The 22,344-nt window shown below is 41.6% G+C and carries 17 protein-coding genes; 10 read left to right on the top strand and 7 right to left on the bottom strand.

What is annotated here, in order from left to right; all coding sequences use genetic code 11:
- Positions 1-80: 80 nt before the first annotated feature.
- The 3 genes from H6G86_RS11995 (at position 81) to H6G86_RS11985 (ending at position 3,691) form a co-directional block, all read left to right on the top strand.
- Entirely contained in the window at positions 81-983 is a 903-nt protein-coding gene (locus H6G86_RS11995; protein ID WP_190934492.1) for an SIMPL domain-containing protein, read from the top strand.
- Between the two features lie 750 nt (positions 984-1,733).
- Positions 1,734-2,144, top strand: coding sequence for a VOC family protein (locus tag H6G86_RS11990; RefSeq protein ID WP_190934491.1), 411 nt, complete (start codon positions 1,734-1,736; stop codon positions 2,142-2,144).
- Between the two features lie 599 nt (positions 2,145-2,743).
- Positions 2,744-3,691, top strand: coding sequence for a bestrophin family protein (locus H6G86_RS11985; RefSeq protein WP_190934490.1), 948 nt, complete (start codon positions 2,744-2,746; stop codon positions 3,689-3,691).
- A 55-nt stretch (positions 3,692-3,746) separates the two neighbouring features.
- On the opposite strand, the gene H6G86_RS11980 is transcribed toward H6G86_RS11985, so the two are convergent.
- Positions 3,747-4,394, bottom strand: coding sequence for an MOSC domain-containing protein (locus H6G86_RS11980; protein ID WP_190934489.1), 648 nt, complete (start codon positions 4,392-4,394; stop codon positions 3,747-3,749).
- Positions 4,395-4,774: 380 nt separating this feature from the next.
- Here H6G86_RS11980 and H6G86_RS11975 point away from each other — a divergent pair, with 380 nt between their 5' ends.
- Positions 4,775-5,611 (top strand): alpha/beta fold hydrolase, encoded by an 837-nt coding sequence (locus H6G86_RS11975; RefSeq protein WP_190934544.1) that lies wholly within the window; start codon positions 4,775-4,777, stop codon positions 5,609-5,611.
- 337 nt (positions 5,612-5,948) lie between these two features.
- Entirely contained in the window at positions 5,949-7,847 is a 1,899-nt protein-coding gene (locus H6G86_RS11970) for a serine/threonine-protein kinase (protein WP_190934488.1), read from the top strand.
- Between the two features lie 328 nt (positions 7,848-8,175).
- Here H6G86_RS11970 and H6G86_RS11965 read toward each other — a convergent pair whose 3' ends face one another.
- The 5 genes from H6G86_RS11965 to H6G86_RS11945 form a co-directional block, all read right to left on the bottom strand.
- A complete protein-coding gene (locus H6G86_RS11965) occupies positions 8,176-8,964 on the bottom strand; it encodes an ABC transporter permease (protein ID WP_190934487.1) in 789 nt (262 codons plus the stop codon).
- A 47-nt stretch (positions 8,965-9,011) separates the two neighbouring features.
- The gene (locus tag H6G86_RS11960; RefSeq protein WP_190934486.1) at positions 9,012-9,992 is read right to left on the bottom strand and encodes an ABC transporter ATP-binding protein; all 981 of its coding nucleotides are present in this window, start codon (positions 9,990-9,992) and stop codon (positions 9,012-9,014) included.
- 481 nt (positions 9,993-10,473) lie between these two features.
- A complete protein-coding gene (locus tag H6G86_RS11955; RefSeq protein WP_190934485.1) occupies positions 10,474-12,120 on the bottom strand; it encodes an ABC1 kinase family protein in 1,647 nt (548 codons plus the stop codon).
- A gap of 30 nt (positions 12,121-12,150) precedes the next feature.
- Positions 12,151-12,438, bottom strand: coding sequence for a membrane protein insertion efficiency factor YidD (yidD, locus tag H6G86_RS11950; RefSeq protein WP_190934484.1), 288 nt, complete (start codon positions 12,436-12,438; stop codon positions 12,151-12,153).
- An 82-nt stretch (positions 12,439-12,520) separates the two neighbouring features.
- Positions 12,521-13,585, bottom strand: a complete 1,065-nt coding sequence (locus H6G86_RS11945) for a mannose-1-phosphate guanylyltransferase (protein ID WP_190934483.1) — start codon at positions 13,583-13,585, stop codon at positions 12,521-12,523.
- Positions 13,586-13,700: 115 nt separating this feature from the next.
- On the opposite strand from H6G86_RS11945, the gene H6G86_RS11940 reads away from it, so the two are divergent.
- Both H6G86_RS11940 and H6G86_RS11935 read left to right on the top strand, forming a co-directional pair.
- Positions 13,701-15,221: an LCP family protein gene (locus H6G86_RS11940; protein ID WP_190934482.1), complete on the top strand. Its 1,521-nt coding sequence runs from the start codon at positions 13,701-13,703 to the stop codon at positions 15,219-15,221.
- An 85-nt stretch (positions 15,222-15,306) separates the two neighbouring features.
- Positions 15,307-15,813, top strand: a complete 507-nt coding sequence (locus H6G86_RS11935) for a pentapeptide repeat-containing protein (protein ID WP_190934481.1) — start codon at positions 15,307-15,309, stop codon at positions 15,811-15,813.
- A gap of 71 nt (positions 15,814-15,884) precedes the next feature.
- On the opposite strand, the gene H6G86_RS11930 is transcribed toward H6G86_RS11935, so the two are convergent.
- Entirely contained in the window at positions 15,885-18,902 is a 3,018-nt protein-coding gene (locus H6G86_RS11930) for a GAF domain-containing sensor histidine kinase (protein ID WP_190934480.1), read from the bottom strand.
- A gap of 394 nt (positions 18,903-19,296) precedes the next feature.
- Here H6G86_RS11930 and murJ point away from each other — a divergent pair, with 394 nt between their 5' ends.
- The 3 genes from murJ to H6G86_RS11915 all read left to right on the top strand — a co-directional run bounded on the left by murJ (position 19,297) and on the right by H6G86_RS11915 (position 22,286).
- Positions 19,297-20,901, top strand: a complete 1,605-nt coding sequence (gene murJ, locus H6G86_RS11925; RefSeq protein WP_190934479.1) for a murein biosynthesis integral membrane protein MurJ — start codon at positions 19,297-19,299, stop codon at positions 20,899-20,901.
- Positions 20,902-21,275: 374 nt separating this feature from the next.
- A complete protein-coding gene (locus H6G86_RS11920) occupies positions 21,276-21,788 on the top strand; it encodes an outer membrane beta-barrel protein (RefSeq protein ID WP_114083513.1) in 513 nt (170 codons plus the stop codon).
- Positions 21,789-22,007: 219 nt separating this feature from the next.
- Complete coding sequence (locus tag H6G86_RS11915) at positions 22,008-22,286, top strand: hypothetical protein (RefSeq protein ID WP_190934478.1); 279 nt, start codon at positions 22,008-22,010, stop codon at positions 22,284-22,286.
- Positions 22,287-22,344: the final 58 nt, after the last annotated feature.

Here is a 22,344-nt window from a genome sequence, read left to right as displayed (position 1 = left end):
TTTTTGAGCTAATCTAACGGTGTTTAGTCGTGGGGTTAGCTCAATATTTTTGTAAGTATCCTGCTCTTGAGGTGTAAACTTTGACAATTAGGTTCCAAGGACATTCCCAGGACATGAGAAAAATAACTGCTCTAATGTTGGTAAGTATGACGGTGACTGTCGGCGTGGGAGTATTAACGCCCAAAGTTACTAATGCCCAATTATTTTATCCACCAGCAAGCGATCGCCATTCATTAATGGTAATCGGTCAAGGAGTAGTGAAAGTGCCAGCAGATACAGCCGATATTGAACTGGTATTCAGTAGCGAAAGTAGCAATGGTGAGTCAGAAACGCAACCATCATCTCTACCGCAAACCCGCCGCATTTCCTCACCCTCCAGTCCCTCTTTGTTGGAACAACAAGACCGGGCTGCCTCACCGACTCTACTCTTAAATTACAAAACAGTAGCAGAATCTTCACCAAGCAAAAAATCACTAACTAAAGCAACTCTCCAGCCTGTAGTTAATAGCCTAGTTGCTAAAGGGATTAGTGCTGATAAAATTCAAGTGCAAATTAACCCGAATTCCAGCGAAAATAACGCCAAAATACTGGTGAGGTTAGAAAAACCAACACGTGATCGCGTCCAGGAAATTGTTGCTACAGTGAACAAAGCAACAAGCCAACTTGACAATCTTTCCGTTAAGAGTGTGGGCGTTGAGTACGCAGTAAATGACTGTCAGGCTTTGCAGAGTTCAGTTTATCAATCAGCGATGAAAGATGCTCAAAGTCGCGCTCAGGCTTTAGCAACTGCTATGAGTGTTAAACTTGATGTTCCTTCTGTAGCCGAACCATTTTACACATTATTTTATCCCTCATGTAGTTCTAAAACTGGAGTTCCTTTACCATCATTTGCTAGTTTTTTATTATCACCGACTTATAATCCAGATGCCCCAGCAGAAGTTGAGATGAAAAAGGATATTTTTGTGACATATACAACCAAGTAAGCATTTAAATTTAAGTGTGTCGCACTTTAATTTAGTCAAGATTGATAAGTGCGATCGCTTAACTATTTTCTTCTGAGCCGAATCAATAACTCCAATAATGAAAAAACTCCAGAAATGTTTGTGACAAATCTGGAGTCAGGAAAGATACGCATTTACCTATACCAAATTTTCACCGTGAGAGTATCCTACGTCATCAGGGTATACACTCAAATACAGTAAAGAATGTCTGAGGATTAACTGCTTTGTTTACACAAATTTTCTGTTTGAATAGGACTTACGCACGAGTTACGGAATAAGGAACCGCAGAGGCGCAGAGAAGCCAGTGCGCCCTTGCGGTTCCCCGACTTGTTCGCGCAGCGTCTCCGACAGGAGAAGCAACTGGCGCGACACAGAAAAATGAGAGTTTGAAAGATGAGATTTTGCGTAAGTCTTATTGAAGTAACGCAAAACAGCCCCAGTAAATCTGAGGCTGCTTTGCGAGAGTTGTTTGCTAGGAGGGGGGTACATCAACAAAGTGATGCCCTATGTTAAATATAAATAATTCAGTATGCATCCTTATTCAGCCGTCTTTTGGCTTATCAGGATGATTTGAAAAATTGCGTAGGCGCAGCCTGTCGTAGACATCGCTTTTGCAAAAAGAAACTCCAGATGCACTTAAGGCATTCTGGAGTAGTAACAGGTTTCTAACATCAATCAATTTTTACATCTGCGATCGCCTGATGTCCTTGGGGTATATACTCAAATGTATTTATGTCTATTCATCCGCAAATAGAACAGCAAATTACCTTCTTTTACACCCATAATCTCAATGCCTCTACACAATTCTACGAGCAAATGCTGGGCTTGGAGCTATGGCTTGACCAAGGAACCTGTCGAATTTATACTGTTAGTGGTTCTGGATACTTGGGATTTTGTCAAGCAAGCGAAACATCGACTCCTCCAGATGACAAGCAATCAAGTGTCATTTTTACCCTAGTAACGCCGCAGGTGGATGAGTGGTTTGAATATCTCAAAGAACGTGGTGTCAAATTTGAAAAGCCACCTACACTAAATGAAAAGTACAATATTTACCACTGTTTTTTTCGCCATCCCAGTGGTTATTTGATTGAAATTCAACGTTTTGAGACTAACCATAATAGGACTTATGCAAGAACTCTCTGAAACTCTTATTTCTCCGTGTCGCGCCAGTTGCTACAAGTCGGGGAACCCGCCCAAAGCACTGGCTTCTCTGCGCCCTCTGCGGTTCGTTTTTTCATGATTTTGCGTAAGTCCTGCATAAAAAAAGACATAACTTATTTAGTTATGTCTAAGTATTCAATTTACAGGGCAGGATTTGTACAGATTGAACTTTTGGATTTACTGGGGTAGATGACATCGATTAATGCGGTATGACCATTATCGAGAGCTATCTACCTTTTCTTCTATCGATTTATCAGAGTGAGGCACGCGATTTATGCAGCCATCGATAATTCTTTACATTTCTTTATAATTAGCCACAAGCACTGGTGATTTTTATATAATGGTCGCTTAATCGCTGACAAAAAACTATTTGCATTAGTCCTAATAATAGGTATTTAACCGGACTTGATATTGTATAACAGAAGCTAAAATATAATCATTATCGCAAATGTATCATGTTTTTTAGCAAGATTACTTTTTAAAGTATCTTGTTTGCCAATTTTGCTATTTATATAGTTATTATTTTTAAAGTATCGATATTTAATATATCGATTCGCTAAATATTCTCTTGGGGTGACTGCATGACAACCAAAAAAGTTACATGGCTACGTACAACATTGCAATTCAAAGGTTCGGTCATGAAAGCAATCTACAAACATATTTTATTCTGCGGAGCTTTCGGATTTTTTATTTCTCTTCTTTACCATTTTGAAATCCCTGTATCCCAACCGATTTTAGGAAGTGTTATTCCTAGTATTGTTTTAGGTTTATTACTGGTATTTCGTACAAATACTGCTTATGAGCGATTTTGGGAAGGGAGAAAATGTTGGGGTTCTCTAGTAAATAATATCCGAAATCTGGCCCGGCAAATTTGGGTATCTATTGACGAAATAGCTCCAGAAGATAAAAACAATAAAATTACAGCATTAAATTTATTGGTAGCTTTTGCTGTGACAACTAAATTACATTTGCGAGAAGAAAAAGTCAATAGTGAGTTAGAAGATTTAATGCCATCTAGTAAATATATCAAATTGAAGATTATGAATAATCCTCCTATAGAGGTTGCTTTTTGGATAGGAGATTATTTACAAGAGCAATATCATCGCAAATGCCTTAACAGTTACCAGCTAACATCTATGCAAGAATTATTAAACAATCTTGTAGATAATTTAGGCGCTTGTGAGCGGATTTTAAAAACACCTATGCCATTAGCCTATGCTATTCATCTGAAGCAATTATTGTTACTATATTGTTTACTACTACCCTTTCAAATAGTGGCTACTCTGGGTTGGTGGACAGGTTTAATTTCAGCTTTAGTTGGTTTTACAGTATTTGGGATTGAAGCAATCGGCTTGGAGATAGAAAACCCTTTTGGTTATGACCCTAACGACTTACCTCTAGATACGATTTGCGCCACAATGAAACGGAATATAGACGATTTAATTACTCTGACTCCAAATGCGCGTAGACGCGAAGCGGCTTGTCGTCAGACATCGCACCCAGGTAATTTGACTTATGAGAAAAGTTGAGACTGTTTATAAAACAATTAGAATGTTTACTTAGGAATTTTAATATTCATGAGATTCATCTGTTAAGCTTTTTGATTTGCTGCTGCAAATAGTCTCGCCAATCTATAGGTAAAGCCTCAACTTTTACGGCGCGGTGTAATAGTTCTAAGTCGTCTATCTCGCGTGCATACAATCGGGTAATATCGGCAATAGTGACATTATTTGAGTCTCGACAGATTAACTCAAAAGTATCACCATTCCCTATTTGGCCCTCTTGTAGCACCGAAAAGTAAAATCCTGTTAGGCGGCTGTCTAAAAACTGTTTAACTATATCAGCACGTCCAAACTTGATTCCCAATTTATAACAAGGCATTCGAGGTTGAGTCACCATTACTTCTGCGCTACCAATCTGGAAGCGATCGCCAATATTAATGTCATCTTCTAACAGCCCGACTGTAGTCAAGTTTTCACCAAACATTCCCCAGGGCAAATCTATATCAGGTAACTTGCGCCGCCAATAGTCGTAATGCTCGAATGGATAAGCATAAACTGCTTTGTATTTGCCTCCGTGGACACTCAAATCAGCTTGTCTATCTCCATCTAAGTTGAGCGATTGCATCATTACCCGTCCCTCAACTGGTTCTTTAAAAATCCCCGTTGTAACTGTTTTGCCCTTCCAAAGTACTTCACGGGGAAGCCCTACATTGACTGAGATAACTTGCATAAGTTAATATCTCCTTTTGCAAAAATTGGATTTTTAATTATATAAAGCAAACTGTACAAAACTCAGCACTCTTCATTTTCCACTTTCAGGCTAGGAATTGTTGGCAAAGAGTTAATAATCTTATAAGTAGCGCTACGCCCAGTCGTAGGTGTAGCACAATACTTTTCGGTTAAGGGGGAAAGGGGAAAGGGAAAGGGTTTGAATTTCCCTTTCCCCATTGCCCTTTAACCTTTCCCCAGACCAAAAGAGAGATTGATTGGGTTTAACCGAAAAGTATTGGGGTGTAGCACATCGCATCGACTCATTCCTCCCTACCCTCCAGCTTGTTTCGCAGTACTATATAAACGCGAAACTATCTCTTCATTGGTGGATGTGCAATGATGCCTGTACGTCAAACTTTATCAAAGCCTGATATTCAACTTTCTTACTTAGAGTGGAACCAAGGTCAAGAACCCTTACTGCTGTTACACGGGTTAGGCGACCATGCTCTAGTGTGGTCTAGCTTAGGAGATTATTTAGCAGCAGACTACCACATAATTGCACCAGATATGCGCGGACATGGCGAAAGTACCAAGCCAGAGAGAGATTATACTTTTGAAAGTGCGATCGCAGACCTCGAAGCACTTATGGATCATCTAGGATGGACATCTGCCCAGATTGTAAGTCATTCGTGGACAGGTAAATTAGCCGCTATCTGGGCAAGGCAAAACCCAAAGCGTTTGCGGAGTATAATTCTCGTCGATCCCATTTTCATCTGGAAAATGCCCAGCCTTCTCAGGCTAACTTTTCCGATGTTGTATCGCTTCTTACCTTTTCTCAAAAGCATGGGTCCCTTTGCCAGTCATGAAGAAGCCGAACAACAAGCACGGCAGTTAAAGCAATATCAAGGATGGAGTTCCTTGCAGCAGCAAGTTTTCCAAGCAGGGATAGAACAAAAACCCGATGGTAGTTGGGGTAGCAAATTTACCATCGCTGCCCGCGACGGGATTTTTGAAGCAGTTATGCAAGTGCCTGGTTTTACAATCCCCCTTGATACCCAAGCCCTCTTTATCCAACCAGAACAAGGACTTAATCGCCAAGATTGGCAAATCCAGCCCTACAAAACCTATCTCAAAAAACTACGCGTCTGCCAAGTTCCTGGCAATCACTGGCCGTTTTTGACACAACCAAAGGCATTTAACCAAACTGTTGCAGCTTTTTTGGCAGAACACAGATAGAAAATCTCATGATTATTAGACGGGATTATCATCCGGCAACAGAAGAATGAATAGGAAGGATGTCTAGCGATAAGCGGCTATGCATCTGCACTCCCTTTAAATCAGTTATTAGTTATCAGTCATCAGCGTTCAGTGATTATTGATAACTAATTAGGACTTACACCAAACTACAATGCTGTAGGGGTAATATCCTGCGGCGGGTACTCCGTTGGAAAACTCGTAGATTAGCCACTTTGCGTCTACATGAATTGCCCCTAGCTGAAAATAAGGGTTTTGGCTATTGTTTGCGTAAGTCCTACTAATAACTGATAACTGTTAAAGTACGGATAAGCCACTCATGAGCCTTTGTATCAATCCCGTTTGCCCTACACCAAATCACCCAAATAATGAACAAAACCGCTTTTGTCAAAGTTGTGGTTCCCATTTGGAATTGCTAGGGCGTTATCGGGTGACGCGCCTGTTGAGTGACAAAACAGGGTTTAGTAAAGTTTATGAAGCATACGAACAAGATACTCCTAAAATCCTCAAAATACTCAAGGAGGATTTATCAGGTAACGCCAGAGCTGTAGAACTATTTCAGCAAGAAGTAACTGTGCTGGAACAACTCAACCATCCCGGCATTCCCAAACAAGATAGTTACTTCCAGTATCAAACCCGACATGGTTTAGTGTTGCATTGCATTGCAATGGAAAAAATCGACGGGTACAACTTAGTACAGTGGCTAGAGCAGCAGCAGAATCGCCCCATTTCTGAAGACCAAGCTGTAGCTTGGCTAAAACAATTAGTGGAAATCTTGGATTTAGTGCATCGTAAACAATACCTGCATCGAGATATTAAGCCATCTAATATCATGATTAGATCCCCCCTTGGGAAGGATTGGGGGGAATTGGTACTGATTGATTTTGGCACAGCCACTGAAATTGACAGAACCGACCCATACCAACTTAGCAATGGCGACGGGATGACAGCACTTATGTCATCTGGCTACAGCGCTCCCGAACAAATGAATGGTCAAGCAGTACCGCAATCAGATTTCTTTGCTTTGGGACGCACCTTTATATTTTTGCTAACGGGACACCATCCCTTAGATATGTATGATGTCCAGCAAAATGTATTGCACTGGCAAAATCATGCCATCGATATCTCACCCTTACTATTAAATTTAATTGATTGGCTCACGGCAGCAGATATAAAAAAGCGTCCTGCTAATGCCCAAGAAATTTTGCAGCGCCTAGAACACATTGAAGAAGGCAAAAAGTTCTGCTCAGATGAGGATTCAACCCCACCTGTTGCGCCAGGTTCTCGCAGAGTAGAGGAGCCACTTGCAGAAGTGGAGGATTCAGAGCCAATCTCACTGTTGTCGGAGCAGGAACCAGAAAATAGTATTCCTCCTGCCTCTGTTGTTGAAACGCAGCTAACAGAAACTACTCCTGAAAATATTAATTTAGTAATTGATTTGAACACAGAAGAGTTGTCCCCGCAAATTCCTAAAACTTTATCATCGCCAGAGAAAGAGCCAGAAGAAGTACCACTACTAAAATTTTTTGCAGGGTTGCTAGTGATATTAGGATTACTTAGTATAGTGGCTTTAGCAATGCGAAACTCAAAATTTTTGGTGAATTCAAATTATGGGCAATCTCCTGAAAGGAGAGGTAAAATTGATTATTTTTCTTATCAAGAAGGTAGAGATAGCCAGGGGAGGAGAGCCGAATTTAATATAGCTGTTTTATCACTAGAATATAAATGGCTTTTAGGTAGCAATTTTCAAATTAAATATAATGATGAAATTATTAGTATAGACCTTTTAAAGTTGAACTTAGAACAAGAAGGCATACAAAAGATAATGGATGAACCCAGAGAAATTATCTCTGTAGGTACAGTTGCTTGTAAAGGTAATATAGCAGTTCAACAGCGAATGGCTCTAGAACGTTCTAAACAAATTCAATTTTTAGTCAAAAAATTATTTATTAATACACCAAGCGTCAAAGGTTATAGAATATTAAATTTAGGACAATTTCAACGGAGTAATTGTCAGTCAAATCAGGATTTAACTACATATCAGAGAAGTATTATAATTATTGGCGTGAAAAATAAATCCGCAGGTGTCATTCTTGATGAAGCACTACGGGATAGGTTAGAAAAGAAACCTTTTGCTGATTTTAAGTTAGAAGATTATTCCTTGGGGACGGCAGAAAAATTTAGGACGATACCAAGTAATTTATTACAGTTCAGATAAAACCAAAACACTTGTAGAGACGGCGATTTATCGCGTCTCAAAACCCAAAATTTTTGCCAGTTGCCCTTAACCCAACGTGAGTTCGACAAGTCTTATTTGACCTCTCCCCCAACCCCTCTACGTGTCGGAGAGGGGAGCAAAAAGTTGAATTTTTCATTGCTCCTCCCTTTCCGTTTTCCAGAGGCAGGCTGGGAGTGAGAGGTTCATCGAACTCACGTTAACCCAAGCGTATTGATTTATATTTATAAAATAAATAGCATAGCAAAGTATATAAATGTATAGATTTAGCCAATCATAATATATCGCCACTTTAGTAATGATGAATCCTTTATGCTCCCATCCCAGAATACCTCTTCAAACCCGCACGCCAAAGTAAGCGATTCAGACCCAAAAACACTAATATCCAACCAAACATTGACCAAAATCCTCGCCCTATATCCACAGGTAGCCCTACCAAAAGACTCGCAGGAAAATCAATCAAATACGGAAAAGGCGTAAACATTACTATTGCCCGCACAGGTTCTGGAAAAACCTCTAAAGGTGCTATCAAACCAGATAAAAATAGATAAAACAACAACCAAAAGTTTTCTAAAGCACTAGCCCGTTCTGTCCAAAAAGCGAACATGGCAAAGGTGTACTGAATCGTAAACCGCAAAGTAAAAGCTAGCGCCACCGCCAATGTGAACAGCAAAAATCTACTCAAACTTGGTACCCAAAAAGCTTGGGGATAAAGAATAAAAAATAATGCCACTAATAAAAAGGCAAACGATAGCCTAGCAAATCTTTCAGAAATATGTCCTGCAACATGATGCCATACTGGGTCGAGTGGTTGTAGCAACTTGGGCGAAAGCTTGCCTTCCACGACTTCTTTTTCAAAGTCCCAAATTACCCAAACAACTGTTAATTGTCTAACGATGAAGACCGTGATAAAGTAACGGGCAAAATCTACAGGTGATAGCCCAAACTGCCCGCCTTGTGCTGCCTGTATCCAGATACCCATGAGGATAATCGGCAAAGACCCAGCCAAAACCCATAAAACTAGTTCTGCTCGATACTCAACCATATAGGCGTAGTATACAGACAGCAAAGTTAGGGCTTTTCTAATCATCTTTTTCATTTATAGTGCATTCTCCCCTCGGCAACTCTATATTCTGGCAGCGATCGCTACACAACACCTGCCTGAAAAACTCGCCCAATTACTTCTTCGACAGGCGGTTCAGTGACAGTTAAATCAATTACCTCCAAATCCGTCAAAATCTTAGATACTGTGCGGGTAAGCGCCTCTCTAGATACCATAAAATGCACCGATCGCCCTTCTAAGAGTTGCACATCCCCGTATGTCATAAGTTTTTCCATTGGTAGAGGTTGGGCTAATTCTATATGGACTTCTCGGTAAGGAGCAAAACGTTCTAATAGTCCATCTAAACTACCGTCATACATCAGGCTTCCTTGGTGAATCAACAGCACTCGTTGACACAAAGCTGTAATATCAGCCATATAGTGACTCGTCAACAACACTGTAGCCTGATAACGCTGATTGTAGTCGCGCAAAAAATCGCGTACCGCCACCTGAGCATTTACATCTAGTCCCAGAGTCGGTTCATCTAGGAACAATACGTGGGGACGGTGCAAAAGTGCTGCTAGCAATTCTGCCTTCATCCGCTCACCCAAAGATAGCTTCCGTACTGGTTGGGTAAGTTTGCCTTCTAAGGAAAGCATCTCTGTTAATTCTCCTACCCGCCGTTGAAACTCTTTATCAGAGATGTTGTATACAGCAGCATTAATTCTCAAAGAATCCAGCGCGGGTAAGTCCCAAATTAGCTGCTGCTTTTGCCCCATCACCAAGGTAATTTTTTGCAAAAATGCTTCTTTACGCTGAAACGGAATTTGTCCAGCTACTTGAACTGTACCGCTAGAGGGATGAATCAGCCCCGTGAGCATTTTTAGTGTGGTGGTTTTTCCAGCACCATTTGGGCCCAAAAACCCCACTACTTCACCGGGGGCAATTTCAAAGGAAACATCCTGCACTGCTTTAATTGAGCGGTAGGTACGGCGGAAAAGATGGGTGATTGTTCCTTTAATACCTGGGCTTTTAACTGCGACTGGATAAGATTTACTCAGATTTTTAGCAACGATGATTGACATATTTTTTATATTAGAACCACGGATGTATACAGACACACGTAAATCATCTGTGTTTAACTAAGACTGCTTGCAGCGAGGCACAAGGTGTCAATACTCAAGCCCCTACTTTTAAGGTTTGCTCCCCCTGCTCCTCTTCTCCCCCTGCTTCCTCTGCTCTCTTCGTTGACTTCTGGATTCTTCTACTGTGGTTCCAAATAGGAAAGCAGGGATTTTCGGCACTGACATATCATGATTGACTGTGATGAAGAAAGGGAAAAGGGGAAAGGGAAAGGGAACCCCATACTTAAAAGCAGAGGTTTCAAATATAGACACTGCTAAGTTATCGCACTACGTGCCTTAAAAATCTTGTTTTTTTATTCTCCATATTTAAAAATAGGGGCTTCATACCTTTTGAGGAAAAGAACATTAGTGTATTGCCTTTCCCCCTTCCCCTTTTCCCCTTTTCCCCTTCTTGGTGAGCATTACGCACAACAAATAGACTTTACCGCAAACGTCCCGATCGCAATGTACTGATAATTAACCACAAACCCAATAAGCTAGCAACGGCAAAAAGGGAGGTGCTTAAAAAAGATAGCTGACTTGTCTGCGCTCTAGTGGAAATAATTGCTGCACCCATAATCAGCGAACCTACTAGTATACTAAAAGATAGTCGGTTAGCCGCATCGTCCATAGTGCGCCGCACGCCATCTAAACCCCGCAGCGATAGATTCCACTGTAAGGTTTCTGAGGTAACTCGGTCTAATAACAGTTCTATTTGGCGAGGAGATTGGAGAGACAGACTTTTAATATCTAAGGCTGTCCGTAATAGCGATCGCACTGGATTATCGCCCAGTAATTGCCGACGAAACAAGTCTGTAATTAATGGTTTAACTTCATCGAAAAAATTAAGCTCTGGGTTGAATGTCCGCGCTACACCCTCTAAATTCGCTAGGGTTTTGGCATACAAACCCATATTGCTAGGTAATCTAATTTTATTGTTACGCGCAACTTGTAAAACCTCATAAATTATCTGACTGAAGTTGATTTGCGTTAAGCTGACATTGTGATACTTTCGCAACATGCGATCGTAATCATTTTCTAACCGTGACAAAATAACTGGTTGAGCAGAATCTGATAACTGCAAAGTTAACTGAGCGCACCTTTGAGCATCTAAATCAACGATCGCTAACAACATCTCTGTTAATATCTGCTGTGTGCGGGGATCAAGTCTTCCCACCATGCCACAGTCTAAGAGAGCAACTCGCCCATCTTTAAGGTAAAACAAGTTTCCCGGATGGGGATCAGCGTGAAAAAAGCCATCAATATATAGTTGCTGAAAAAATACCCGAAATAACAAAGTAGTTATTTCTTTACGCTCTACGGCGGGGTCTTTACCATTATTGTTATTGTTTAAATCCGCCGCCAAGAATGGTACTCCATCTAACCATTCCATCACCAGTAATTTTTCTGTGGTCAATTCCCAGTTAATCTCTGCAACCACTATTTGCGTGGGATCAAACCAGCGACTTTTAGATAAGTTGCGCCGCAGTTGGTCTGTAAAACCCGCTTCCCGTGTAAAATCTAACTCGGCTTCTAGGGCTTTGGTAAATTCTTCAGCGATGGATTTGATTTCGTAGGTTTGCCCAAATTCAGTCCGCGCCACTAAATCGGCAATACCTTGAATTAAAGCAATATCTTGAGCAATAGTCAGATCGATTCCCGGACGTTGTACTTTTAGAGCCACTTCTCGACCATCTGCTAATGTAGCGCGATGTGTCTGGGCAATTGATCCCGCCGCTACGGGGATCGGGTTAACTATCTTGAAGGTTTCTGCTAGTGGACGTTTTAATTCTTTGCGAAGGATTATTTCTATCTCTGACCAAGGAACTGGTGGTACTTCGTCTTGTAGGGTTGATAGTTCCTCAATGTAGGCAGCGTTCAGTAAATCTGGACGTGTAGACATTAGCTGGCCAAGTTTGACGTAAACTGGCCCCAAGTCTACCAAGATATTTTTTAAAACCGCAGGTGTAGGTAACTGTGGTTCATCAGCTTTGCCACCAGTGAGTAACCTTCGCATATAGTCCCAACCATTGCGAAGGAATACTTCCAGAATTTCTCGTTGACGGGGAACAGTTTGGGTGAGGAACATTTTTGTAAATAACTGCAAAGACGCAGGGAGTTAAAGAGGTAAACAACAGGGGATGACAATACAACGGAAGTTGGCTTTAGCTTTTAAAGTTTTGCTAGCTGCGCCACAGTCTTGGAATCTTTTTATGGATGATTGTATAGCTTCGTGGAGTTTCTGTTCACTCAGCATTCGTTTGACGTAATTAGAGCAGGAATCCCCACCGTGTAATAAGCGATGGGAACAACTAAATCCTTTGGAAGGAGAAATATATTTTTGATAGGCTGTAATAGACTCGATTGCCATTGTCTTGGCGAGAGGCTTAAAGCTAATAATGTTCATAACTGTCAGATAAAATAACAGACAGTCAAGTTATAATAGGAAAACAGACTTTTTAGCCTCTGCCAAGGGTTCTAACTTTCTTTTACAGCAGGTCAGTAAATCGAGAATCGCTTTGGATAATTTTAAGGATCTGCTTAATTTCCTGGGTACGTTCTTTTTTAACAACGAGGGTGACATTGCGATCGCGCACAATCACCACGTCCTCTAAACCAATTGTAACAACTACATCCTCTGGATTTGAGGCATAAATAATCGCCCCCTGCGTATCTAGCCCTACGTGGGTAGCGAGTTCCACATTGGGATTCTCTTCTGTTTTGAGTAACCGCTCGATCGCATTCCAATCTCCTAAATCATCCCAACCAAAATCAACTGGCAAAACGTATGCTAGAGTTGTCTTTTCCATTAGGGCATAGTCTATACTCTTCTTAGGCAACTGGGGATAGATATCAGGACCCTGTTGTTCTAAAGGTTCGATAATTTCTGGAGCATGGGTATGTAGTTCCTTGAGAACAACCCCTGCCCGAAAAACGAACATTCCACTATTCCAGCTAAAGCGCCCCGTAGATAAAAAAGTCTCTGCCGTTTCGCGGTTGGGCTTTTCAGTAAAGCGGTTGACGTGATAAGCTGGCAACTCATTAAAGCTACCTATCTTTTCACCTTGTTCAATGTAGCCGTAACCGGTTGATGGAAAAGTAGGCTTGATCCCCAGTGTAACGATCGCTGCTGTGCTTGCTGCCAGTTGCGTAGCCGCGCTTAATGTGTGTGCAAACGCTTCTTCGTCAGCAATCCAGTGGTCAGCAGGGAAAAAGCCAATAACAGCGTCTTCTCCATAGCGCTGTTTGATTTCTAAACTTGTCCAAGCAACGGCTGCGGCTGTGTCTCTGCCTTCCGACTCAATCAGTAAGTTTTCAACTGGTAGATCGGGTAGTTGTTGTCTTACCCCTTCAGCTATCTGACTAGAAGTTACGACCCACAAGGAATCCCAACTGCCACCGAGTTTTATCAATCGATCGGCGGTTGCTTGTAATAAACTTCTAGAGCTACCATCAAGACTTAAAAATTGCTTAGGTCGGTCTTTGCGGCTCAGGGGCCAAAAACGTTCACCTTTACCACCAGCTAGGATTACGGGGAACAATAAAGTATTCATGTTGTCATACACGCCTACCGAAGAACATTATAAGTTTACAGTGAGCCTTTCCACTGGCAATATCTGTAGCTTGGATTAACATACTTTTAGGGAGTGGTTGAGTGGGGAGATAATTGTGATAAAACAAGTCGAATGGTCGGAAAATCCGGTTACATCTCAGCAAGTAATAGAATTCGAAACGGAGATGCGATCGCAGCAAATTCAACGCACGGAAAATCAGGTAACGCCTGTACCAGTAGCCGATTCAGAGGAGGAGGATGTCGAACTAAACCAGCGAGCCAATCCGAATCGTAGCGTCGTCGAATCTGTGGGCGCGATTCCCAATCAGCTTTACGAGAGACTGGGCTTAACCATGCCTCGTTGGTTGTTGTGGATCATGACGGTTGTCATCGGCATCATCTTATCTGGGCTGCTAATCTCGACGTTAGCACTGTGGACTCCTTTGTGGAGCAATCTCGATCGAACAGATGAAGATTTAGGAACCAATATTAAAGATGAGTTAAAAATACCTTTACCAGGGGAGTTGTGGAGCAAACTTTCCCAGTATCAGCTTTCACGACCCATGAATATCTTAATTATGGGGATTGAACCAGTTAACGGTACTGTAGATGGTTCACCAGAAAGCTTTGCTGGCAAAAGCGACTCCATGCTGTTAGTACGGCTTAACCCTGGTGAAAAATCTGTAAGGGTGCTTTCCATTCCTAAAGATACGATGATTGCCATCCCCGAAAAGGGAGAGAAGGGATTAACTAAGGTATCTGATGCCAATGCTAAAGGCGGCCCAGTCTTGGCAGCACGGGTAGTTAGTCGTACCTTAAACAACGCCCCAATCGATCGCTACATCCGTATTTCTACTAGCGGCTTGCGGCAGTTAATCGATCAGTTAGGTGGGGTAGAGGTCTTTGTTCCCCAATCAATGACGTATAAAGACTCCAGCAGTCGACTGTCAATTAATTTAGTCAGTGGCTGGCAAACCCTCAACGGGGAACAAGCAGAACAGTTTGTGCGGTTCCGCGAACCAGGTTTGGGAGATTTGCCAAGAGTGCAGCATCAGCAAGCACTAACCGCAGCATTGCTGCAACGCTTAAATAGTCCTACCATCTTACCGAGGTTGCCTCAATTAACTCGCTTAATGCGAAAATACTTTGATACCAACCTGAAGATGGAAGAAATGATGGCGTTGGTGAACTTTGGTCTCAACCTAGATCGAGATAATTTCCAAATGACGGTGCTGCCTGGTACGTTTAGCCGCTTTAGCAAAGACCCTGATAGCTATTGGCTAAATATGACTGGACAACAGAGCCTGTTGAATGATTATGTTGGGGTAAATGTACCTGGTCTGAAACCAGATATGCGTCAGGTTCCTAACCTCAAAATTGCTATTCAAAATGCCTCCAATCAACCTCAGCTAACTGAAAAAGTTATTGCTTATCTGAAACAGAAAGGCTTTACTAATATTTACAAAGTACCTGATTGGCCAGATACCCAACGTCAAACTCAGATTATTGTCCAAAAAGGCAATCGGCGAGTTGGTGTTGATTTGCAAAAAGTCTTAGGCTTGGGTCAAATTGAGGTGTCAGCGATTGGTGATTTAGAATCTGACCTCACAATTCGGATTGGTAAAGATTGGAAATAGTCATTGGTCATTAGTCATTGGTCATTAGTCATTAGTCATTAGTTAAATGACAAAGGACTAATGACAAAGGACAAATAATAAAGTTATGAAAAAGATTTTACTACGCTTTTTGGGTTGGATTGTAATTTTGATACTAGCATTTTGCTGGATAATACTTAATCCCAAACCGGCTTTTGCTCAACTCAACACAATTAACTACAACAATATAAATTTAGAAAATCGTGATTTTTCTCATGCTGATTTGGCAGGAGTGACTTTTGTAGCAGCAGAAATGCGGGGGACAAATTTCCAAGGAGCGAATTTAACCAACGCAATTCTCACTAAAGGAGTTTTGTTAAAAGCAAATTTGGAAGGCGCGAACTTGAGCGGCGCTTTAGTCGATCGCGCCACTATGGATGGTGCTAACCTGAAAAATGCCATCTTTACTGAAGCAACTTTGACCCGCAGCCGCTTTTTCGATGCCGAAATTACAGGTGCTGATTTTACCGGCGCTTTGATTGACCGTTATCAAGTATCGCTAATGTGTGAAAGAGCCGATGGGGTAAATCCGGTTACGGGTATGTCAACGCGAGATAGTTTGGGTTGTAAGTAAAGAATCTCAGCGTTGAGCATAAAAAAGAGATATTTTACCGATTGAGTGAGAATTGTCAAAAACCGTCGTCTCTAATTACTGCTAGGAATTTCAATCAAAAACTCTGTTCCTTCTCCCGGCTTAGAAGAACATTTAATTTGACCATGATGTTTTTCAACTACTATTTGATAGCTGATAGACAATCCTAACCCAGTACCTTTACCTGGTGCTTTAGTAGTGAAGAAGGGATCAAACATGTGCGATCGCACTTCTTCTGGAATTCCCAGACCATTATCAGCTATTCTAATTACAATCTGGTTATTAACGGTTTGCGTACTAATCCAGATAGTCAAAGGTATCATTGGACACCGTTGAGATAACTTCAAATACCTTTGGTGTATAGCTTTAAACTTTTCCTCTAATGCATCAATACTGTTACTCAACAGATTCATAAACACTTGATTTAATTGTGAGGGATAGCATTCGAGCAAAGGTAAAGTAGCATATTCTTTAACAATCTCAATAGCTGGGCGTTCATTATTGTTTTTGAGCCGATGCCCTAAAATCAGCAAAGTACTATCTAATCCCTCATGAATATCTACTGCCTTCAATTCAGCTTCATCTGTACGAGAGAAGTTTCGCAGTGATAGTACAATATCATGAATTCGCTCTGTTCCTATTTTCATTGAATCAAGAGTTTTGGGTAAATCTTCGATGATAAAATCCAAATCATTATTGTCAATTTTTTCTTGAACAGTTGGCGGTAGAGAGGAGTTTTGACGGTAAATTTCCACTGTATTCAGTAGTTCTTGAATATATTCATTTAAATGTATAAGATTGCCAAAAATAAAACTCACAGGATTGTTGATTTCATGAGCGACTCCAGCAAGTAGTTGCCCTAAACCTGCCATTTTTTCACCCTGAATTAACCTGGTCTGAGTTTGTTTTAATTCTTGCAGGGCTTGAGTCAGTTCTAAGGTTTGACGTTTGGTTTGTTCTAGTAATTCTGCTTGCTGAATAGCAATTCCAAATTGCACAGCTACTTGAGCTAGTAAATTGATTTCTTCCTCTTTCCAGTAGCGCGGTTGCGAATTTTGATAAGCAACTAATAATCCCCATAATTTTTCGCCTTGTCGAATGGGAACAAAAGTTTCGTTGCGCGGCAGTTCATTATCATCGTCTGTGCCCTCAAAGGTTTTTAGAATCATTGGTTGGGCTTGTGCAACAGGTTTCCAACCATCTTTAAAGGAATCTGCCACAAATTTACCGCTCCAATCTGCGTTGAAGCGGTAGATTGCAACTCGCTCGACTTCGAGCAATTCTCGCACTGCTTGAGTAGTGGTTCTAAAAATAGTTTTAATATCAAGTGACTGGCGGATTTTATCAATAGTTGCAGCCAACAATTCTTGCCGTTCCATTGCTTTCTCCCGTTCATTAGCTTCTGCTAACTGGACAACCTGCATTTGAACTTGCTTTAAATAAGAATCCTGTTTTAATGCGACTCCCAATTGCTCGGCTATTTGACTGGTAAATTCAATTTCAGAGGGTTGCCAGTAACGAGAAGCGTTGCATTGGTGAATACACAGCAATCCCCAAAGTTCACCTTTTTTCAATAGAGGTGCGACCAAATTTGCCCGCACTTGAAATTTTTCTAGAATTTGGATGTAGCAACCTGGAAACTTTGCTTGATAAATATCAGCGATCGCATTTACTCGACCCTGTGCATAAAGGGATACAAAATTTTCACCAAAGCAATAATCATAAACTTTTTCTGCTATTACCGAGTTACACTCAGGTACAACATCCTCAGAAATAAATTCTCCTTCCCAATCTTTTTGTGGGTCAAACCGAAAGACTGCCACTCGGTCTGCTTGCAGCATTTTCCGCGCCTCGGTGACAGTTGTTTGGAAGATTGTATCTAAATCTAGGGACTCTCGAATTCGAGTAATCACGCTAGTTAATGTCTTTTGTTGCTCTGCTTGGTACTGAGCGTGTGCCAGCAACTTATAGTGTCGCAGTGCCACACCAATTTGTGTGCCGATTTTGGTCAGTGATTCGACTTCATAAGATTGCCACTGTCTAGGTGAGACATTTTGGTAAGCAGCAATGACTCCCCAAAGTTGATCTCCTTGGAGAATAGGGGCAGTTGCAAAGGCTTTTGCCTGGAATTGCTCCAACAAGGTTACATGACAGTCTGTTAATCCGGCTTGGTAAATGTCATTGACTGTAAATGTCTCGTTGTCAACATAACGTCCGCCTTGTGTCTGTTGTAAATAAGTATCAGCGATCGCAGGCTCAATACCAACTAAGGGAGCCCAACCTTCAGCAAATGATTCAGCAACAAAGTTACCACTCCAATCGGCATTAAAACTAAATATGGCAACTCGGTCAGCTTGCAGTAGCTTGCGTATTTCTTGAGTTGTGGTTTTAAAGATGGTTTCAATATCAAGGGGTGAGCGAATTTTATCGACAATCTGAGCAATTACTTGGTCGCGTTGAACCGCTTGAGCCAATTTTGCAGCTTGTAATTGCACTTCGTGAAGATGCTTTGCTTGTTGAATCGCAACTGTCAGATGGTCAGCAATTTGACGAATAAATTCAATTTCCGATTCTTTCCAGTTACGAGCCTCACTGCACTGATGAATGCAAAGCAATCCCCACAGTTCTTTCTGGCGCGATAAAGGGACAACAAGATTGGCCTTGACCTGAAATTTACTCAAAATTGCGGCATGGCAATCACTCAGTCCGGCATTATAAATATCGGCTACTGCTTGGACTCGACCTTGTTGATAACTGGAAGCAAATTGTTCTCCAAAGCAATGGTCGTAAACTTTTACTTCTAACGCCGAAGTCCAACCAGGCGCAACATCTTCAGAAACAAATTCTCCTTCCCAGTCTTTTTCTAGGTCAAACTGGAAAACAGCTACACGGTCAGCATTGAGCAGTAGACGCACTTCTGTAGCGGTAGTTTGAAAAATCGTTTCTAAGTCAAGAGACTCCCGAATTCGCACAATTACACTCGCTAGAGCCTTTTGTTGATCTAGTTGCTCTTGAAGTTGAGCGCTTGACAATAGAAGTTGATTTTCTGTGAAATTTGAATTGGGTTCCATTGCTCTGGATTTTATCGTTTTTATACAAGGGTTCCTAATACCAAACTTCATGAGTCAGAAACAGTTCAAAACTGCAAATTTTTACAGTTTTAAACTATTTCCTAGAAGCTGGCTATTGTTATAGTTCCCCTTTCTGGATCTATCCTCGTAATGGTTTAAAAAATAATTTTGGCTTGTAATACAACGAAATATATGACTAATTCAAGGTTTTTAGTTAGCGGCTCTAGCCTGTACTAAGAGATAATTCGATTAATTTCCCATTGCGATCGCAGGCATCGCACTTAAAATAACTATAAACTAATGACTGATTTGCCAAAATTTACCTGACAGACTGCGGAATTTCAGGTTAAATGTTTTAAAGTATGCACTCTGTAAGAGTTGTCGGGTATTATTCGTGACACAACAAGACCAAAAACCCTCTCGTTCTTTCGCTGGAATTGCTGGCATTGTTGCCGCAGCCACATTAATTAGTAAAGTCTTCGGTTTAGTGCGGCAGCAAGCGATCGCTGCGGCTTTTGGTGTTGGTGCTGCTGCTACCGCCTATAGCTACGCCTATATTATCCCTGGCTTTCTATTGATCTTACTCGGTGGTGTCAATGGGCCATTACACAGTGCAGTTGTCAGCGTTTTAGCCAAGCGACGGCGAGAAGAAGCGGCTCCCCTTGTGGAAACCGTGACAACGCTGGTGGCTGGATCGCTGTTGGTGGTGACAGTTGCTCAAGTTTTATTTGCGGATGCGATCGTTGATATAGTCGGTCATGGTTTGGAAGAGACAACCAGAGCGATCGCTATTCAACAACTCCGCATTATGGCACCAATGGCTTTATTTGCCGGTTTAATTGGCATTGGCTTTGGTACTCTCAATACAGCCAATCAATATTGGTTACTTTCCATTAGTCCTTTATTATCGAGTATTACCGTTGTTGCCGGACTTGGTATCCTGGCGATGCAACTGGGCAAGGACATTATTAAGCCGGAGTACGCTTTAATCGGGGGAATGGTCTTAGCTTGGGGAACTTTGGCAGGAGCCATTCTCCAGTGGTTAGTGCAGCTAATTGTCCAGTGGCGGTTAGGATTAGGCACATTACGCCTGCGGTTTGATTTTAAATCCCCAGGCGTTCAAGAAGTCATTAAAATCATGACTCCGGCAACAGTTTCCTCTGGAATGATGCCAATTAATGTCGCCACTGACCTTTATTTTGCTAGTCCTATCCCTGGTGCTGCGGCAGGATTTAACTATGCGAATCTATTAGTTCAAACTCCGTTAGGGATTATTTCTAATATCATTTTACTGCCTCTGTTACCGATATTTGCCAAACTTGCTGGCCCCGAAAATTGGCCAGATTTAAAATTACGCATTCGCCAAGGACTGCTACTCACTGCCTTTACCATGCTACCGCTAGGGGCGCTGATGGTGGCATTATCTGTACCTATTGTGCAGATGGTATATGAACGCGGTGCTTTCAAGCCAGAAGCCACAGAGCTAGTTTCATCCTTGCTAGTCGCTTACGGGATTGGAATGTTTGTCTATTTGGGACGTGATGTTTTGGTGCGGGTGTTCTACGCTTTAGGCGATGGACAGACACCTTTTCGCATTAGTATTTTTAACATCTTGCTCAATATCTTATTAGATTGGTTTTTCGTTAAACCTTTTGGCGCTCCCGGTTTGGTATTAGCAACAGTGGGTGTAAATTGTAGCTCAATGCTGATGCTGTTGTGGTTGCTCGATCGCAAACTCAATGGTTTACCTTGGCGTGAGTGGGGTTTGCCGATTTTGGGTTTGGCTGCTGGTAGCGTGGTAGCTGGGGTAGCAAGCTATGGGACATTGGTTGGTTCTCAGCAATTACTGGGTAAAACGGGTTTACTGATTCTGGTATTGCAATTGTGTGTATCTGGCTTTGTGGGGATTGCGGTGTTTACTGCGATCGCTTCCTGGATGAGAATACCAGAGGTGAATATTTTTATATCTCGCCTACGTCAACGCTTTTTGAAAAAATAACTGTTATTTAAATAGAATTCAGGAGTCAGGAGTCAGAATGGGCTAAACCCTAGCTATCCGCTAACAGCATGAACTTGGAGTCAGAGAAAGCGGATAGCGCAGCGTAAAGACAACAGGGTAGTGGATCTGAATCTTCCACTTTCTTGTTCTGAATCCTGAATTCTGACTCCTAAATTCTGAATCCTGTTAGCGGTAGCGAGGGCGTTTAGCCCATTCTGAATTCTTCAATTAAATATTTCAGTTGTTACACCCAAGTGGGTGAGAAATAATTCAGCCATTTGGGTGAACCAGGTGTGCGAGGTTACATTTTGTAAAAAAAGAGATTCTAGTACTAGAGAACATTGATTTTACCTAACTCTAGTGAGAATAATTCTATGAAACTTACAAAATTAGCTGCCTCTGCACTTGCTGTTGCTTCCATTGTCCTCTCCGCAGGAATTGCTTCTGCTCAAACAGCTGGTACAAACGGTAATTATATTGGTGCTGGTGTTGCAGTTGGTGCAACCAGTGGCGGACAAGGAAACGATGAATCACAAATTGGCGGTAATATTCAAGGACGTTACGCCCTTCCCAATGCACCTGTTTCACTGCGGGGTTCTGTACTGTATGGTGGTGATGCTGCTGCAATTATGCCCATCGTGACTTACGATGCGCCGATCGCCAGAAACACTAACGTTTACTTCGGTGGTGGTTATTCTTTTGTAACTGACGAAGGTCAAAAAACCCCATTGGGCAATCAGAATGCACCTGTAGTTACCCTTGGTATTGAATCAGAAGTTAGCAATAATGTCATTGCTTATGGCGATACTAAATGGGGCATTGATGCCTACAGAAATAGTGATGCTGATGCTGTCAGCTTCCAAGCTGGATTAGGCTATCGCTTCTAGTGATTACGAGCTAGGAGACAGCCTATTCGCAAGCTAAAGGAATGATGTTTACCAGCCGTAATAGAATTTATTCTGTCATATCTGAGCATCCATACTCAGATATGACATATTTTTAATCATTTTTATTTATGATTTTGATAACCAATTATATTGGCTATTATCAATAGTTTTTCTTAAAGTTAAATGGCCAATTTTAAATATGCCTAAAAGATATTACTCATGGAAAAGATTAATGCCATTCCAGAAATACTGGGTGAAACAACTGATGTAGAATCTTGGCTAATTCGGGCTGGGCTAAGATTTTCAGACTTAGGTAACGATGCCGCCAGTATTGCCATCCGTAAGCAATGGCGAGAATATCAAGCCGCAGTTCAAAGATGCTGTGCTGTCCTACACCAACCACCTTCACGTGTTCAATTAAGCGGCGACTATGCCAACCTGAGAATACCTGGGGGTGCATCAACCCATTGTGCGATTCCTCATACCGATTCTATGTGAGGCTGCACTTTAAATTCGATGCGGATTTATTCTTCCACAAGCAGAAATTTTAGCAACT

Origin of the sequence: Nostoc sp. FACHB-133, assembly GCF_014698055.1 — a bacterium.
Lineage (GTDB): Bacteria > Cyanobacteriota > Cyanobacteriia > Cyanobacteriales > Nostocaceae > Nostoc.
Note: the sequence above shows the minus strand (reverse complement) of the source record. Positions and strands in the feature narration are given on the sequence as shown.

Excerpts from the sequence above, each read along its gene's own strand:
- H6G86_RS11990 (WP_190934491.1), top strand. The coding sequence starts at position 1,734 with ATGTCTATTCATCCGCAAATAGAACAGCAAATTACCTTCTTTTACACC.
- H6G86_RS11985 (WP_190934490.1), top strand. The coding sequence starts at position 2,744 with ATGACAACCAAAAAAGTTACATGGCTACGTACAACATTGCAATTCAAA.
- H6G86_RS11980 (WP_190934489.1), bottom strand. The coding sequence starts at position 4,394 with ATGCAAGTTATCTCAGTCAATGTAGGGCTTCCCCGTGAAGTACTTTGG.
- H6G86_RS11975 (WP_190934544.1), top strand. The coding sequence starts at position 4,775 with ATGCCTGTACGTCAAACTTTATCAAAGCCTGATATTCAACTTTCTTAC.
- H6G86_RS11970 (WP_190934488.1), top strand. The coding sequence starts at position 5,949 with ATGAGCCTTTGTATCAATCCCGTTTGCCCTACACCAAATCACCCAAAT.
- H6G86_RS11965 (WP_190934487.1), bottom strand. The coding sequence starts at position 8,964 with ATGAAAAAGATGATTAGAAAAGCCCTAACTTTGCTGTCTGTATACTAC.
- H6G86_RS11960 (WP_190934486.1), bottom strand. The coding sequence starts at position 9,992 with ATGTCAATCATCGTTGCTAAAAATCTGAGTAAATCTTATCCAGTCGCA.
- H6G86_RS11955 (WP_190934485.1), bottom strand. The coding sequence starts at position 12,120 with ATGTTCCTCACCCAAACTGTTCCCCGTCAACGAGAAATTCTGGAAGTA.
- yidD (WP_190934484.1), bottom strand. The coding sequence starts at position 12,438 with ATGAACATTATTAGCTTTAAGCCTCTCGCCAAGACAATGGCAATCGAG.
- H6G86_RS11945 (WP_190934483.1), bottom strand. The coding sequence starts at position 13,585 with ATGAATACTTTATTGTTCCCCGTAATCCTAGCTGGTGGTAAAGGTGAA.
- H6G86_RS11935 (WP_190934481.1), top strand. The coding sequence starts at position 15,307 with ATGAAAAAGATTTTACTACGCTTTTTGGGTTGGATTGTAATTTTGATA.
- H6G86_RS11930 (WP_190934480.1), bottom strand. The coding sequence starts at position 18,902 with ATGGAACCCAATTCAAATTTCACAGAAAATCAACTTCTATTGTCAAGC.
- H6G86_RS11920 (WP_114083513.1), top strand. The coding sequence starts at position 21,276 with ATGAAACTTACAAAATTAGCTGCCTCTGCACTTGCTGTTGCTTCCATT.
- H6G86_RS11915 (WP_190934478.1), top strand. The coding sequence starts at position 22,008 with ATGGAAAAGATTAATGCCATTCCAGAAATACTGGGTGAAACAACTGAT.